We start from the raw sequence: 14,643 nt of genomic DNA, 5'->3' as shown, positions 1-14,643 counted from the left end.
CTGCTGTCGGTGTCCTGCAGACAGGCCGGGGACCGGCCGGGGGATACGACGACGCGCCGACGGATGCGAACGCTGGCTCATGCAGACGACCGGCGGACCGGGGTCGCCGGGAGCGCCAATCGCTAAAATAGCTTGATGATTCTGCTCACGATCTGAGGAGGGTGTCAACGGTTCCCCGTGACCACCCGTACAACGATTCGATGACGGCAGTCACAGACGACCGCTCCACTCGCGCGCCTTCTGCCGGGGACACGGCCGGCGACCCGCCGTTCCGGCGGAGCACACCGCCCGAGGAACCGGTCGCGGACTCAGCGCGGCAGGCCGAGGGCCCGCTCGGCGAGGATGTTGCGCTGCACCTCCGAGGTGCCTGCGTAGATCGTGCCGGCCCGCGCGTTCAGCGAGACCTGCCACCAGCTGTTGGCGGACGAGGGATCGGCGCCGGGGTCGTCGGCGCGCATGAACCGCGACGGCGGCTTGCCCGTGGGCACCAGGCCACCGAGCCCCTGGAGGTCCAGGGCGAGCTGCGTGGCGATGCGGTGGTACTCACTCCAGTACAGCTTGGAGACCGAGGCGGCGTGCCCGATCTCGTCACCGGCCAGGACGTCGGTAAGGACGCGGTACCCCAGGTAGCGCATCACCTCCACCCTGGCGTGGCACCAGGCGATCCGCCGACGGAAGACCGGGTCCTGCGCGCGGCCGGTCCTCTGGGCCAGCTCCACCAGCCGGAGGACCTCGGCCTGGAACAGGATGGGGTTGGTCGCCGCCTCCTCGCCGCGCTCGAAGGTCAGCAGGGTGCTCGCGACCTGCCATCCCTGCCCGACCTCCCCCACCACCATGTCGGCGGCGGTCCGCGCCCCGGTGAAGAAGACCTCGCAGAACTCCCGGCCGCCGTTCATGTGCCGGATGGGCCGCACCTCGACGCCCGGCTGGTCCAGCGGGACGAGGAGGAAGGACAGGCCCTTGTGCTTGGCGGCCGCCGGATCGGTGCGGGCCAGCACGAAGATGCCGGTCGAGGTCGTGGCCCCCGACGTCCAGATCTTCTGGCCCTCGACCACCCACTCGTCCCCGTCGAGGCGGGCCCGCGTGCTGACGGAGGCCAGGTCAGAGCCGGCGCCGGGCTCGGAGAAGCCCTGGCAGAAGCGCTGCTCACCGGAGAGGAGGTCGGGCAGGATGGCCGCCTTCTGGGCCTGGGTACCCCACCGCAGCAGCGTGTTGCCCAGCATCTTGAAGCCCGTGCTGTCCTGCGGGAACACCCCCGCCGGCACCCCCGCCCGGGTCAGCTCCTCGACGAGCACGACCTGGTGCAGGTTGGTCAGCCCCCGGCCGCCGTACTCGACCGGCCAGGCCACGCCCATCAGACCGCGACGGTGCAGGGTGGCCCGCCACTCCCGGCCGAAGCGCGACGTCGCCTCCGCGTCGGGGATCGCGCCGATCCCGCGCCAGCCCGGTGGGAGCTCCTCGGCCAGCACCGCCTGGACCTCGGCACGGAACTCCTCGACGTCAGCCGGGTACGTCGTGTCCACGGGGTACTCCTCGCTCGTCGCGCTTGATAAGCTGAATCAGGTAGACGATAGCCCCTCTCGTGGGGATCGCCCCAGTCCGTGGAGGCCCCGTGCGCTTTCGATACGACCCGGAGCACGACGAGCTCCGCGACAGCGTGCGCAAGCTGCTGGCCGACGTGTCCTCGGAGGAGGCCGTCCGCCGTGACGTCGACGGCGAGCGCGGCTGGAGCGACGAGGCGTGGCGGCGGCTGGCCGGCGACCTGGAGCTGGCCGGACTCGCGGTCCCCGAGGAGTTCGGCGGCTCCGGCTACGGCCTGATCGAGGCCGGCGTCGTGCTCCGCGAGGCGGGTCGCGCCCTGCTGACCGCTCCCCTGCTCTCGACGACCGTCGCCGTCCGCGCGCTGCTCGCCGCCGGCGACCCGGCGGCCGCGGCCGACCACCTGCCGGGCCTGGCCACCGGCGCGCGGACCGGCACGCTGGCGTGGCTGGGCCCCGACGCCGACCGGGACGCGCCCCCGTCGGTACGGGCGGAACGGGCCTCAGAGGGCTGGACCCTCACCGGCTCCCGCGCCTGGGTGCTCGACGGGCACGCCGCGGACCTGGTCGTCGTCCCGGCCTCGACCCCTGCGGGGCTCTCGCTCTTCCTCGTCGAGCGGGCCGGCGGCGGTGTCCTGACCGAGCAGGTCGAGACGGTGGACCCGACCCGCCGGGTCGCCCGGGTCGAGCTCACCGGCGCCCCGGCCACCCTGCTCGGCGAGGAGGGCCACGGCGGCCCGGCGCTGCAGCGGGCGCTGGACGAGGCGACCGCCCTGCTCGCGGCCGAGCAGGTCGGGCTCGCCGAGCGGTGCCTGGAGATGGCGACGGAGTACGCCAAGCAACGCGAGCAGTTCGGCCGGCCGATCGGGTCCTTCCAGGCGGTCAAGCACAAGCTGGCCACCGTCCTGCTCGAGGTCGAGGCGGCGACGTCGGCGATGATGTACGCGCTGTTCGTCGCGGACCGGTCCCCCGGGGAGCTGGCCGAAGTCGCGTGCATCGCCGGCGTCACCTGCTCGGAGGCCGCCCTCCTCGCCGCCTCCGAGAACATCCAGGTGCACGGCGGCATCGGCGCCACCTGGGAGCACCCGGCGCACCTCTACCTCAAGCGCGCCACCGTGGACCGCCAGCTGCTCGGCGACCCGGAGCGCCACCTCGAGCGCCTGTCGGCCGTCATCGGCCTGACGCCCACCCCCGCGTGAGGTCTGTCTGAACCTCCCCGCCCCGGTCCCGCGACAGGGCGCAGCCGACAGGAGACCCGACATGCCAGGACGACTCGAGGGCAAGGTGGCCTTCGTGACCGGCATCGCCCGCGGGCAGGGCCGCTCGCACGCGCTGGCCCTCGCGCGCGAGGGCGCCGACCTGATCGGCGTCGACATCGCCCGCCAGGTGGAGACGATGGGCTACCCCCAGGGCAGCGAGGAGGACCTGGCCGAGACCGTCCGGCAGATCGAGGCCCTCGACCGCCGCGTCGTCGCCCGGGTCGCCGACGTGCGCGACCGCCCGGCGCTGCAGGCGGTCGTCGACGGCGGCGTCGCCGAGCTGGGGCGGCTGGACATCGTCGTCGCCAACGCCGCCGTCTCCCCTCCCCCGCACCGGATCTGGGAGATCCCGCCCGAGCAGTGGGACGACGTCATAGGCATCAACCTGACCGGCGTCTTCCACACCGTCGCGGTGACCGTCCCGCACGTCCTGGCCCACCGCGACGGCGGATCGATCGTCATCATCAGCTCCGGTGCGGCGCTCAACAGCGTGCCCAACATCGGCGACTACGTGACCGCCAAGCAGGGCGTCATCGGTCTGGCCAACTCGCTGGCCAACGAGCTCGCGCACCGGCAGGTCCGGGTCAACGTCATCGCCCCCGGCACCGTGGACACGCCGATGGTCACGGCCAACACCCCGCAGTTCAAGCTCTTCCGGCCGGACCTCGCGGACCCGACGATCGAGGACTGCATGGACGGGTTCCGCCGGTCGATGCCGATGGGCCGGCCCTGGCTCGACCCCGAGGACGTCTCCCGCGCGGTGGTGTTCCTCGCCAGTGATGACGCCCGGTGGATCACCGGCGTCACCCTGCCGGTGGACCAGGGGAACCAGAACCGGCGGTTCTGACGTCGGCGCGGAGCCGTCAGAACCGCTCCTGCGGGCTCATGGACCGGAACAGGTCCGTGGTGACCACGCCCGGGTGCACGGCGTAGGAGTGCACGCCCCGCTCCCCAGCCGCGCCTCCACCGCACCGAGAAGAGTTGGCGGTCGTGGACTGGCCGTCGGCAGGCCAGGGCGAGTCCCCGGTCGTCCAGGGCGGGCAGGCCCGGTCGACGTCGGCGATCCGGTGCCCGTCGGACACAGGTGCGCGATCCGCGCCGGCCCGCTCATGCGGGGCAGTAGCAGGTTGGTGGGCAGGAAGTGCCCCGGGTGGGAGGTCCCGAACGGCCGCTCGAAGCCGTCCGCGGTCCGCTCCAGGTGCGGGGCCATCACCCCGGTGCCGTTGACCAGCAGGTCGATCCGGAGGCGGTCGAAGGACCCGGCGAAGCGGCCCACGCCGGCCAGTGAGGTCGGGTCCAGTTGCGCGGGCACTGCCGACCGTCAGCGCTGCTTCTCGGCCGTTCTGGCGGCGAACTGGCGGGCCCTCTCGGCGACCTCCGGGGAGGAGAAGGACTCGGTCTCCGCCGACAGCGCGAACGGCAGCACCTTCAATGCCGCCGCCTGCAGGTGCAGGTTCAGCGAGCGCTTGGTCTCCTGTAGTGACTGCGCCGGCTGCTGGGCGAGCTTGCCGGCGAGGGCCAGCGCCTCGTCCATCAGGGACTCCGCGGGGACCACCCGGTTCGCCAGGCCCAGCTCGACGGCGAGGGCCGCGGGGATCCGTTCGCCGGTGAAGAGGTACTCCTTCGCCTTGAGCATGCTCATCATGAACGGCCACGTCACCACGCCGCCGTCCCCGGCGACGAGGCCCACGTTCACATGCGTGTCGGCGATGTAGGCGGTCTCGCTGATGAGCACCAGGTCGCAGGACATCGCGATGCTGCACCCGAGGCCGACGGCGGGGCCGTTGACCGCGGCGATCACCGGCAGATGGCAGCCGAGGATGTGGTCGACCAGCAGCCGGGCGGTGCGCATGCTGGCCCGCCGGTACTCCACGTCCTCGACGTTGCGCAGGAACCCGGGGACGTCGCCGCCCGCTGAGAACGCCCGGCCCGCGCCGGTGAGCACGACGGCACGAGCGTCCGGGTCGCGCATGATGTGCACCCAGACGTCGGTGAGCGCCTCGTGCAGCGGGTCGGTCATCGCGTTGAGCTTGTCCGGGTCGTTGAGCGTGATGACCCGGATCGGGCCCTGCGCCTCGACCCGGAGGATGTCGGGCAGGCCGTAGACCATCGGTCCTCCAGGATGTCGGATCGCCCCGCCGTGCGGCGGTCGGTGTGGGTCGCGGGGCCGGCGCCGCCGCGGAACGGATCAGGCCGGCGCGGCGGCGCTCTCGGCGACCAGCTGCCGGCGCAGGAGCTTGCCGGTCGGGGTGTAGGGCAGCTCGTCGCGGAAGACGACCTCGTCGGGGGTCCGGGAGCCGCGCAGCCGCTCGCGCACGTAGCCGCGGACGTCCTCGACGGTGAGGATCGCCCCGACCTCCGGCACGACGGCGGCGACGATCTTCTCGCCCCACTCCTCGTCGGGGGCGCCGAAGACGGCGGCGTCGCGCACCTGCGGGTGCCGGCCCAGCACCTCCTCGATCTCGGCCGGGGCGATGTTCTCCCCTCCCCGGATGATGACGTCGTCCGAGCGGCCGGACAGGTACAGGTACCCCTCCGCGTCCACCCGGGCGCGGTCGCGGGTCGGGAACCATCCCTCCGCGTCGAGCACCGAGCCCAGGCCCTCGTACTCGCCCGACACCTGGGGACCGCGCACCCACAGCTCGCCCTCCGAGCCGGGTTCGACCTCCTCGCCGATCTCGTTCCGGACCTGGAACTCGATCCCGGGGACGGCGCGGCCCGCCGAGCGCAACCGGGCGCGCACGTCCGGATCGTCGGAGGCCACCGCGGTGCGGTGGTCCTCGGGCCCGAGGACGGCGATCGTCGAGCTGGTCTCGGTCAGCCCGTAGGCGTTGACGAATCCCGTCTGCGGAAAGGCCTCCAGAGCCGCCTCGAGCACATGGCCGGGCATCCGGGCCCCCCCGTAGGCCAGGGAGCGCAGATGCGGGATGCCGGCGTCCCGGCCACCGAGCTCCTCGACGATCCGCACCAGCATGGTCGGCACCAGCATCGCGTGCGTGATGCCCTCGGACCGCACCGTGTCCAGCCAGCCGGCCGCACTGAAATTGGGCAGGTAGGCCAGCCGCCGGCCGGCGTGCAGGTTGCTGAGCACGGTCCCTACGCCGGCGATGTGGTACGGCGGCACGCTCACCAGGATGGCGTCGTCCGGCTCGGCAGAGGCGAAATCGACGGTCTGCAGCACGTAGGACAGCAGGTTGCTGTGCCGCAGCACGACCCGCTTCGGCTTGGCGGTGGTGCCGCTGGTGAACAGCAGCACCGCCGTCGCGTCGTCGTCGACGGCGACCTGCTCCAGCGGCTCCGCCGTGGCCGCGGCCGCCAGCCACTCGTCGCTGGACACGACGGTGCAGCCGGCACCCTCGACCGCGCTCCGGTAGGCGGGGTCGACGACCACGTAGGGCGCGCCGAGATCGGCGAGCTGCTCACGGAGCTGGTCCGCCGACAACCGGTAGTTCAGCGGGCTGATCGGGCGGCCGGCCCGTGCCGCGGCGAACAGCAGCACGGGGAACGCCGGGCCGTTCACGCCGACGTAGGCCACCCGGTCGGCGCCCGAGTCGGCGACGAGGCGAGCTCCTCCGGCCGACACCGCGGCCAGCCGCTCGTAGGTGAGTCCGTTACCGGAACGGGAGCCGACCGCCAGCCGGTCCCCCTGGGCCGCCGAGGCCATCTCGAGCAGCATCGCGATGGACATGCGAGTCCGACTCCGATCGTCGAGGCCCCGTCGTGACGGAGGCCGCGTTCAGCATTGAACAGTTAGACGATATAGGGGATTCTCCGGGGACCGCCAGAGCCTGCAGCGAGGAGACCCTGCCCGATGGAGCAGTTGGAACACGCCCGCGTCGACGTCTCCGAGGGGGTGGCGACGGTCACGCTGGCGCGCCCGCCGGTGAACGCGCTGAGCGCGCCGATGATGCGCGAGATCGCCCGGGTCTTCGGCGAGCTGGGCCGCCGCACCGACGCGTCGGTCGCCGTGCTCACCGCGGAGGGCGAGCGGCTGTTCTGCGCCGGTGCCGACGTCGCCGAGTCCGAGCGCCGGTACACCCGCCGCGAGCTGCTGCCCGGGGAGAGCGTCGCCGATCTCGTGGACCCCGGAGCCGTCGTCCGGGACTGCTTCTGGGCCATCCGGGACGGCGGGCTGCCCGTGGTCGCGGCCGTGAACGGCGGGGCCATCGGCGCCGGCGCCGCCCTGGTCGCCTGCTGCGACCTCGTTGTGCTCTCGGACACCGCCTGGTTCTCCATCCCCGAGATCGACGTAGGGGTGCTCGGCGGCGCGCGGCACGTGCAGCGGCTCGTCGGGCCCCACAAGGCGCGCGAGATGGCGTTCACGGGACGCCGGGTGCCCGCCGCCGAGCTGTACCGGCTCGGCGCCGCGGTCGAGGTGGTCCCGCCCGGAGATCTGGCCGGGGCCGCGCGGGCGCTGGCCCTCGAACTGGCCGGCAAGAGCCCCCTGGCGCTCCGGATGGCCAAGCAGGCGATGAACCGGGTGGAGCACCTGTCTCTCGAGGACGGGTACCGCCTCGAGCAGGACTACACCGCCCGCGTCAGCCGGCTGGACGACGCGGTCGAGGCCCGCGCGTCCGTCCGCGAGAAGCGGACCCCGACGTGGGCCTGGCGATGACGGGGACCGAGGGGACGCGTGCGGACCTCCCCGACTACGGCGGCCCCGACGAGCTCGTGACCGTGGAGGTGGGGGAGGACGGCGTCGCCATCGTCACCCTCAACCGGCCCGAGCGCCGCAACGGGTGGAACCCCGACATGGAGCGCCGCTACTTCGACGTGCTCGGGATGCTGGACGGCGACCCGCGCGTCCGCGCCGCCGTCCTCACCGGTGCCGGGACCACGTTCTGCCCGGGCGTCGACAGCGGCCGGCTGGACAGCATCGCCGGCAAGCCGATGGACATGTCCGGACGGAGCTCGCCCGCGACCGGGTGGCGGCTGCGCAAGCCGCTAATCGCCGCCATCAACGGCGCCTGCGCCGGCATGGGCCTGGTCCAGGCGCTGCTGTGCGACGTCCGCTTCGTCGCCCGGGGAGCACGATTCACGACGGCGTTCGCCCGCCGCGGCCTGGCCGGGGAGTTCGGCGCGACGTGGCTGCTCCCCCGCCTGGTCGGGACCGGCAACGCCACTGAGCTGCTGCTCTCCGGGCGGGTGTTCGACGCCGACGAGGCGCATGCCATGGGCATGGTCAACCGGGTGCTGGAGCGCGACGAGCTGCTGCCGGCCGCCCGGGCGTGGGCGGCGGACGTGGCCGCGAACTGCTCGCCGCTGTCGATGGCGCTGATCGGGCACCAGCTCCGGCTGGACGTGCAGGGCGACTTCGACTCCGCGCTCCGGCGGTGCTACCGCGCGATGGGCGTGGCCGCCGCGTCGCCGGACTTCCGCGAGGGGATCGACAGCTTCCTGCAGAAGCGGAGCCCCTCCTTCCCCGGCCTGCCCACGGACCTCGACCCCGCGGCGGTCGTCGGAGCCGGGCTGCCCGAGGTCGACCTCGTCCCCGCCGAGACGCTCGAGCGCTGACGGAGGGCCCCTGCTGCGGCAGGGGCCCTCAGGCCACGTGCCAGCCGGTGTCGGCGGCGATGCGGGTGGCGTTGACGAGGACGGCGGCGTCCGAGCACAACCACACGACCAGCTCGGCGATCTCCTCCGGCTGGGCGATGCGCCCGATCGGCTGGGCGGTCTCCATCGCCCGCGCCTGCTGCGGCGTCAGGAACTCGCGGGCCCGCTCGGTGATGCCGGTCTCCACGTTGCCGGGGGCGATGGCGTTGACCCGGACGCCCCGCTTCGCGTAGCGCAGGCCGGCGACCGTCGTGAGGCCGACGACGCCGTGCTTGCTCGCCGTGTAGGCGACGTCCCCGACGTTCCCCTTGTACGTCGTCTCGGAGGCGACGTTGACGATGGCGCCGCCGCCGCGCTCCAGCATCCGCGGGATCTCGTACTTCAGGCACAGGAACACGCTTGTCAGATTGGTGCGGATGATCTTCTCCCACAGCGCCTCGGAGAAGTCGGTGACCGCGTCCTGCGCCTCGATGATCCCGGCGTTGTTGTGCGCGGAGTCCAGCCCGCCGTAGGTGGCCACCGTGAAGTCGACCATCTCGCGGACGCCCTCGGCCTCGCCGACGTCGACGTGGAAGGCCGCCGCCTCGCCGCCGGCCGCGGCGATTACCTCGACGGTCTCCGCGGCCCGCGCGGCGTCGATGTCGGCCACCACCACGCGCGCACCGCACTCGGCGAACCGTCGGGCCGAGGCCCGTCCCATCCCGTAGCCGCCGCCCGTGACCAGGGCGACGCGCCCCGCCATGTCGATGCGGACGTCGCTCACGTGTTGCGTCGGGCGGTGCCCTTGTAACCGAAGAAGCGCTCGAAGTTGTCGTCGTTGATCGGCTGCTGCTTGTTGCGCTCGACGGCGTCCTCGAGCGCGGCGAGCCGCCGCCGTGCGGCCTCCAGCCCGTCGGCCCCGGACCGCTCCAGCTCGGCCACCAGGGCCTGCTGCGCGCGGACCTCCTCGTACAGCCGGACCCGTGCCTCGCTGTAGGTGAGGAGGTCGTGGTCGTCCTCGTCGGTGTCCCGGGTCGGGACGTCGCCGACCGGCTCCGAAGTCGTCATGGCACTACCCCGACAGTGTTCCAATGCACATAAAAGGTTATACACTGCAGGTCACATTCCCGGGCACCGTTGAGGGAGACATCTCATGCCCCTGCAGGACCATCACCAGATCGTCTCGGTGGACGACCACCTCGTCGAGCACCCGCGCGTGTGGCAGGACCGCCTGCCCGAGAAGCTCAAGGAGCGCGGGCCGCGGATCTTCGAGCAGGACGGGAAGCACTTCTGGAGCTACGACGGCGAGGTGTTCCCGACGATCGGGCTGAACGCCGTGGCTGGCAAGCCCCGTGAGGAGTGGGGCATGGACCCCGTCCGCTACGAGGACATGATCCCCGGCTGCTACGACCCAGACGCCCGGGTCAAGGACATGGACCTCGACGGCATCCAGGCGGCGCTGCTGTTCCCCTCGTTCCCGGGCTTCGGCGGCGGCGTGTTCCACCGCGCCCAGGACAAGGACCTCGCGCTGGCCTGCACCACGGCGTGGAACGACTACTACATCGAGGAGTGGTGCGACGCCCACCCGGGCCGCTTCGTCCCGCTGTGCCTCGTCCCCACCTGGGACGCCGAGCTCGCCGCGGCCGAGATCCGCCGCGCGGCCGCCAAGGGCGCCCGGACGGTGTCCTTCCCCGACGCGCCCGTGCCGCTGGGCATGCCCTCGTTCCACAGCGACTACTGGGAGCCGGTCTGGAACGCCTGCGAGGAGACCGGCATGGTCGTCTCGCTGCACTTCGGCTCCGGCGGCTACGTCCCCGGGTTCTCCTTCTCCGCCATGAAGGCGGTCCCCGGCCAGATGGTGATGCCCGACGCACCCTTCGCGGTCGCCATCACGATCTTCTCCTCGAACCTGATGTGGACGACCACCGACCTGCTGTTCTCCGGCGTCCTGCAGCGGCACCCCGAACTGCAGTTCTCTCTCGCCGAGGGCGGCATCGGGTGGATCCCCTACCTCCTCGAGCGCGCCGACTTCGTCTGGGAGCGGCACCGCTACTACCAGCCGATCGACTTCGACGCCCGGCCCTCGGACCTGTTCCGCAAGCACTTCTGGGGCTGCTTCATCGACGACGAGTTCGGCGTCAAGAACCGGCACGCGGTCGGCATCGACCGCATCATGCTGGAGATCGACTACCCGCACTCGGACTCCAACTGGCCCAACAGCCGCAAGCGGGCCGCCGAGGTCCTCGCCGAGGTCCCGGACGACGAGGTCGCCAAGATCACCGAGACGAACGCCCGCACCATGCTCCGGTTCCCCCGCGTGGGCTGATCCACCCCGCACGACAGAGGGGCGCCCGACCGGTCCGGTCGGGCGCCCCTTGCGCGTGTCGGCCGCCCCGGCACGGGGCCGGGCCGGTCAGCTGAAGAGGTCGAGCACGGTCGTGACGTCGCTGTGGGACAGGTACTCCTTGGTCGCGATGAGGTGCCGCCGCCACAGGTCCTCCGCGGCGTCGTCGTCGCCGGCCTCGATCAGCTCGATGACCTTGTAGTGCGCCCGGAGGCTGCGCCGGCTGTCCCGTTTGACCTCGGCCGAGGTCTGGTTGGGGTGCAGGCGTGACCAGTCGGCCGTATCCGTGAGGTGCTCGATGATGCCGATGAGCACCTGCAGGGTCTGGTTCCCCGTCAGCTCGATGAGCAGAGTGTGAAAGCGCTCGTGCGCGCGGACGATCTGAGCCCTGTCGTCGGACGGTTCGTCCTCGACGGCGGCACGCAGCCGGGCGACGTCCTCGGCGGTCCGGCTGCGCGCGAGCAGGCCGACGGCCTGGGGCTCGATCAGGCTCCGGGCGACGTAGAGGTCCTCCAGCGTGGTGCCCCGGTGCTGGAGGATCAGCCCGGCGTACCGCGCCGCCACCTCCGGCCTGGGCAGCTGCACGCGCGCGCCGCCCCGCGCACCGCGGCGGACCGTGATCAGCGACTCGGACTCCAGGACCCGGAACGCCTCCCGGAGGGTCGGGCGCGAGACGTGGAACTGGGCCATGAGCGCCGCCTCCGACGGCAGCGCCTCACCCTCGGCCAGCTCACCACGCACGATCTGGCGCCGGAGTTGCGAGGCCACGAGCTCGGCCATCTTGGGCACCCGAACCTGCTGGCCGATCGGCGCCGGCGAACCTGGGTCCGCGCCGAGAGGCTCAACCGCAGTCATGTGTGCTCCTCTTCGGACCTGGGGGGGCCTTGTCACGACCTGTCGGTCCAATCATTCAACGATACTCGCTGAGCGCGGTCATCCCCCAGAGTGGTGACGCCCCCTCAGCGTGTCGCCGCCGGCGGGAGGGGGCGGGCGGGGCCGCGGAACAGTTGCTCCTGAGCCAGGCTGGCCGCCAGCCTGCCGTCGGCCGTCCACAGCGAACCGGTGTACCAGCCACGCCGGTGCGCCACCGAGTGCGGAATGTGATCCATGAGGACCCACTCGTCCATCCGGACCGGACGGTGGAACCAGACCACGTGATCCAGGCTGGCGCCCACCTCCTCCACCCGCTCGACGAGCGGCCCCAGGCCGCTGGAGGCATCCGAGACGTAGGTCAGCACCCCCGCGTGCAGCAGTGGGTCGTCGGGCAGCTCCGCCTGGCACCGCACCCACACCTGGGCGGGGTAGGGCCCCTGCTCGTACCGCTGGGGCGGCCGGCGCAGCTCGATGTCGGGCATGGGGTGGAGCTGGGCGGCCGGCAGGCCCTCGGGTCCGGGGACGTCGGGGGCGGTCTGCACCTGGAGGTCGTCGTCCCCGTCGGCCACGGAGAACGACGCCGACATGTTGAGGATGACCTCGCCTCCCTGCACGGCCACCACCCGGCGGGCGGCGAACGAGCGGCCGTCCCGGTCGCGCTCGACCGAGAACACGGTCGGCCGGCCCGCGTCGCCCCGCCGGAGGAAGTAGCCGTGCAGGGAGTGCGGCAGCCAGCCCTGCGGCAGGGTCCGCCCCGCGGCCAGCAGCGCCTGCGCGGCGACCTGCCCCCCGTACAGCGGGCCCTCCTGCTCGAGCAGGGTCGTGTTCCGGTAGAGGTCGCGATCGATCTCCTCGAGCTCGAGGATCTCCAGCAGCGAGGGCCAGGCGTCACCTGCGGGACCGGCCGAGGGTGACCCCGTCATCCGCGCCTTCCCGAGATGAGCTCCCGGCCGTAGGTCCCGATCTCGGCGAGGCACTCGTCGACGCTGCGCGCCTGCGAGTCGATCGACAGGTGCGTCACGCCGGCCCGCTCGAGGTCGTCGACGACCGCGCCGATCGCCGCCACGTTGCGCTCGGGGTCCCGGCCGGTCTCCGGGGTGAAGCAGACGGCGAAGTCCGCGGGCCGACCGCGCTCGACGCGCAGGCGCCGGATGGTCGCGACCTTCTCGGCGAGGTCCTCGGCGACCAGCACCGGTGTCGAGGTGATCTCCGCCTGGGCCGACCGCTGCTCGAAGGGCAGCCAGCCGTCGGCGAACTCCGCCACCCTGCGCGTGGCCGCGGGGCTGTTGCCGCCGATCCAGATCGGCGGCCCGAGGGGCTGGGCGGGCGGCGGCAGCATCACGTGGCCGGAGGCGGGGAAGAACGGGTCGTCGCGGTCGACCACCTCGCCGGTCCAGGCCGCGCGCATCGCCCCGATCGCCGCGTCGAAGCGCTTGCCCCGGTCGGCGAAGGACGCGTCCAGGACCTCGAACTCGGCCTGCTGGTACCCCGCGCCCATGCCGACGACCAGCCGGCCACCCGACAGCAGGTCCAGGCTGGCCGCGGACTTGGCCGTCACGTACGGGTTGCGGTAGCCGGCCACGAGGATGAACGTCAGCAGCCTGATCCGGCTGGTCGCCGCGGCCATGAACGACAGCGACACGAACGGGTCGAAGGCGTGGTGCCCGCCACGGGCCAGCCAGTCCTCCGCCGGGAACGGGTGGTCGGTCGTGGAGACCAGGTCGAAGCCGCTCTCCTCGGCGGCGATGGCGAGGTCGGCCAGGTGCCGTGAACCGATCCAGGTGGACCAGTGCTTCACGGCGCGCGTGGGGAACTGGAAGTTGAACTCCATCAGGGACGACCTCCCGGGTCGGCGGGAGCGGGGACCGGCGACCGGCCGGCGGCGGTGAGGGGCGCGACGACGTCCTCGCCGAAGCGACGGACGGTGTCCTCCGCGGCCCCGGGGTCGTCGCCGCAGACGACGACGACGACGCGGTCGACCCCGAGCTCGGTCAGCGCGGCCGCGTCGTCGAGGTGACGCTGGGCCTCCCAGCCGCGGCGGACGTCGAGCATGGGCCAGTTGCCGGTGACCACGACCTCCACGGAGCCGGGGTCGCGGCCGAGCTCGGCGGTGCGGGTGCGCATGCGGTCGATCCCCGCCGCGAGCGCCACGGGATCGGTCACCGGGACCGTCCGGATGAGGCGGGCGGCGGGCTCGGGGAGCATGGCCACCACCCAGCCGTCGGCCCAGCAGGCGGCCCGCTCGGTGCCCCACGGGCTGTTGCCGTGCACCCACAGCGGCGGGCCGCCCGGCCGCGCGGGGGGCGGCTGCGGCAGCACGGCGCGGGCCTCGAAACCGGCTCCGGCGCGGGACACCTCGCCCCCGGACCAGACCGCGCGGAACACCTCGACCGCCTCGTCGAAGGCCTCCCGCCGGGCAGCGGGGTCCATGCCCAGTGCGCGGAACTCCCCCTTGATGTACCCGGTGCCCACCCCGGCCAGCACCCGTCCCCCGCTCATGAGGTCGAGGCTCGCGAGCTGGTGCGCGGCGAGGAAGGGATTGCGGTACCCGAGCACGAGCACCCAGGTGAGCAACTGGATGCGCGAGGTCACCGCCGCGCAGAAGCCGAGGGCGGAGAAGGGATCGACGCTCCCCTCTCCCCCGCCCCGGACCCAGCCGGCCGGCGGCGCCGGGTGGTCGGTGAAGCCCAGGGCGCCGTAGCCGGACTCCTCGGCGGCGCGGGCGAAGCGGGTCAGGGCGGGAGCCGACAGGATCTCCGACACCCAGTCCGGATCTGCCGTCGCGTGCTGGACGTCGATCTTCATGCCGGGTCCCCTGAATCGATGCGCTCCCGGCCGACGTCCTCGGCTGGGCGGTGGGCGGCCTCGGGAACGGCCACCATGGGTCGACCGTCGAGGAGGGCCGGCACCGACGTCGGAGCGCCGACGCTGATCCCGAGCTGGAGCATCGCCGCTCCTCTGCAATCCGTTGGATAAGTTGACAGAAACGTAATCCCCGGGCCCGAGGGGGTCAATCGGACCCCCTCGAACGCGCGGCGCACCTGCTCACTCCTTGGGATTGACGTCACCGTCAAGAGGCCTGCTCCCGTTCTAGACT

Annotated in this window: 16 protein-coding genes; 5 read left to right on the top strand and 11 right to left on the bottom strand. The window is 72.6% G+C overall.

Translation table 11 applies throughout. The features are described from left to right. Positions 1-308: 308 nt before the first annotated feature. Positions 309-1,523: an acyl-CoA dehydrogenase family protein gene (locus ACK586_RS08515; RefSeq protein WP_409330034.1), complete on the bottom strand. Its 1,215-nt coding sequence runs from the start codon at positions 1,521-1,523 to the stop codon at positions 309-311. An 89-nt stretch (positions 1,524-1,612) separates the two neighbouring features. On the opposite strand from ACK586_RS08515, the gene ACK586_RS08510 reads away from it, so the two are divergent. Together ACK586_RS08510 and ACK586_RS08505 are read left to right on the top strand one after the other, a co-directional pair. Next, positions 1,613-2,737 (top strand): acyl-CoA dehydrogenase family protein, encoded by a 1,125-nt coding sequence (locus ACK586_RS08510; RefSeq protein WP_409330033.1) that lies wholly within the window; start codon positions 1,613-1,615, stop codon positions 2,735-2,737. Between the two features lie 61 nt (positions 2,738-2,798). Continuing rightward, positions 2,799-3,644 (top strand): mycofactocin-coupled SDR family oxidoreductase, encoded by an 846-nt coding sequence (locus tag ACK586_RS08505; protein ID WP_409330032.1) that lies wholly within the window; start codon positions 2,799-2,801, stop codon positions 3,642-3,644. 16 nt (positions 3,645-3,660) lie between these two features. On the opposite strand, the gene ACK586_RS08500 is transcribed toward ACK586_RS08505, so the two are convergent. The 3 genes from ACK586_RS08500 to ACK586_RS08490 all read right to left on the bottom strand — a co-directional run bounded on the left by ACK586_RS08500 (position 3,661) and on the right by ACK586_RS08490 (position 6,485). Then, entirely contained in the window at positions 3,661-3,879 is a 219-nt protein-coding gene (locus ACK586_RS08500) for an SDR family NAD(P)-dependent oxidoreductase (RefSeq protein WP_409330031.1), read from the bottom strand. A 239-nt stretch (positions 3,880-4,118) separates the two neighbouring features. Next, positions 4,119-4,907 carry an enoyl-CoA hydratase/isomerase family protein gene (locus ACK586_RS08495; RefSeq protein WP_409330030.1) on the bottom strand — a complete coding sequence of 263 codons (789 nt, stop codon included), beginning with the start codon at positions 4,905-4,907 and terminating at the stop codon, positions 4,119-4,121. Positions 4,908-4,985: 78 nt separating this feature from the next. Continuing rightward, complete coding sequence (locus ACK586_RS08490) at positions 4,986-6,485, bottom strand: class I adenylate-forming enzyme family protein (protein WP_409330029.1); 1,500 nt, start codon at positions 6,483-6,485, stop codon at positions 4,986-4,988. 123 nt (positions 6,486-6,608) lie between these two features. Between ACK586_RS08490 and ACK586_RS08485 the strand changes: the two genes are divergently transcribed. Both ACK586_RS08485 and ACK586_RS08480 read left to right on the top strand, forming a co-directional pair. Then, a complete protein-coding gene (locus tag ACK586_RS08485; protein WP_409330028.1) occupies positions 6,609-7,412 on the top strand; it encodes an enoyl-CoA hydratase-related protein in 804 nt (267 codons plus the stop codon). Beyond that, positions 7,409-8,311, top strand: coding sequence for an enoyl-CoA hydratase-related protein (locus ACK586_RS08480; protein WP_409330027.1), 903 nt, complete (start codon positions 7,409-7,411; stop codon positions 8,309-8,311). The genes ACK586_RS08485 and ACK586_RS08480 overlap by 4 nt, the downstream gene beginning before the upstream one ends. A 28-nt stretch (positions 8,312-8,339) precedes the next feature. Here ACK586_RS08480 and ACK586_RS08475 read toward each other — a convergent pair whose 3' ends face one another. Both ACK586_RS08475 and ACK586_RS08470 read right to left on the bottom strand, forming a co-directional pair. Further along, entirely contained in the window at positions 8,340-9,113 is a 774-nt protein-coding gene (locus ACK586_RS08475) for an SDR family NAD(P)-dependent oxidoreductase (RefSeq protein WP_409330026.1), read from the bottom strand. Next, entirely contained in the window at positions 9,110-9,397 is a 288-nt protein-coding gene (locus ACK586_RS08470) for a hypothetical protein (protein ID WP_409330025.1), read from the bottom strand. Before ACK586_RS08470 ends, ACK586_RS08475 begins: the two co-directional genes overlap by 4 nt. Positions 9,398-9,482: 85 nt before the next feature. Between ACK586_RS08470 and ACK586_RS08465 the strand changes: the two genes are divergently transcribed. Next, positions 9,483-10,655 (top strand): amidohydrolase family protein, encoded by a 1,173-nt coding sequence (locus ACK586_RS08465; RefSeq protein WP_409330024.1) that lies wholly within the window; start codon positions 9,483-9,485, stop codon positions 10,653-10,655. Between the two features lie 87 nt (positions 10,656-10,742). Here the strand turns inward: ACK586_RS08465 and ACK586_RS08460 are convergent, their stop codons facing one another. The 5 genes from ACK586_RS08460 to ACK586_RS08440 all read right to left on the bottom strand — a co-directional run bounded on the left by ACK586_RS08460 (position 10,743) and on the right by ACK586_RS08440 (position 14,494). Continuing rightward, a complete protein-coding gene (locus ACK586_RS08460; RefSeq protein WP_409330023.1) occupies positions 10,743-11,528 on the bottom strand; it encodes a FadR/GntR family transcriptional regulator in 786 nt (261 codons plus the stop codon). 104 nt (positions 11,529-11,632) lie between these two features. After that, positions 11,633-12,469, bottom strand: coding sequence for an acyl-CoA thioesterase (locus ACK586_RS08455; protein WP_409330022.1), 837 nt, complete (start codon positions 12,467-12,469; stop codon positions 11,633-11,635). Then, a complete protein-coding gene (locus tag ACK586_RS08450) occupies positions 12,466-13,377 on the bottom strand; it encodes a TIGR03619 family F420-dependent LLM class oxidoreductase (RefSeq protein WP_409330021.1) in 912 nt (303 codons plus the stop codon). Before ACK586_RS08450 ends, ACK586_RS08455 begins: the two co-directional genes overlap by 4 nt. After that, entirely contained in the window at positions 13,377-14,351 is a 975-nt protein-coding gene (locus tag ACK586_RS08445; RefSeq protein WP_409330020.1) for a TIGR03619 family F420-dependent LLM class oxidoreductase, read from the bottom strand. The genes ACK586_RS08450 and ACK586_RS08445 overlap by 1 nt, the downstream gene beginning before the upstream one ends. Beyond that, a complete protein-coding gene (locus ACK586_RS08440; protein WP_409330019.1) occupies positions 14,348-14,494 on the bottom strand; it encodes a hypothetical protein in 147 nt (48 codons plus the stop codon). Before ACK586_RS08440 ends, ACK586_RS08445 begins: the two co-directional genes overlap by 4 nt. Positions 14,495-14,643 lie beyond the last annotated feature (149 nt).

The organism is Trujillonella humicola (assembly GCF_046233715.1).
Taxonomy (GTDB): domain Bacteria; phylum Actinomycetota; class Actinomycetes; order Mycobacteriales; family Geodermatophilaceae; genus Trujillonella; species Trujillonella humicola.
Note: the sequence above shows the minus strand (reverse complement) of the source record. Positions and strands in the feature narration are given on the sequence as shown.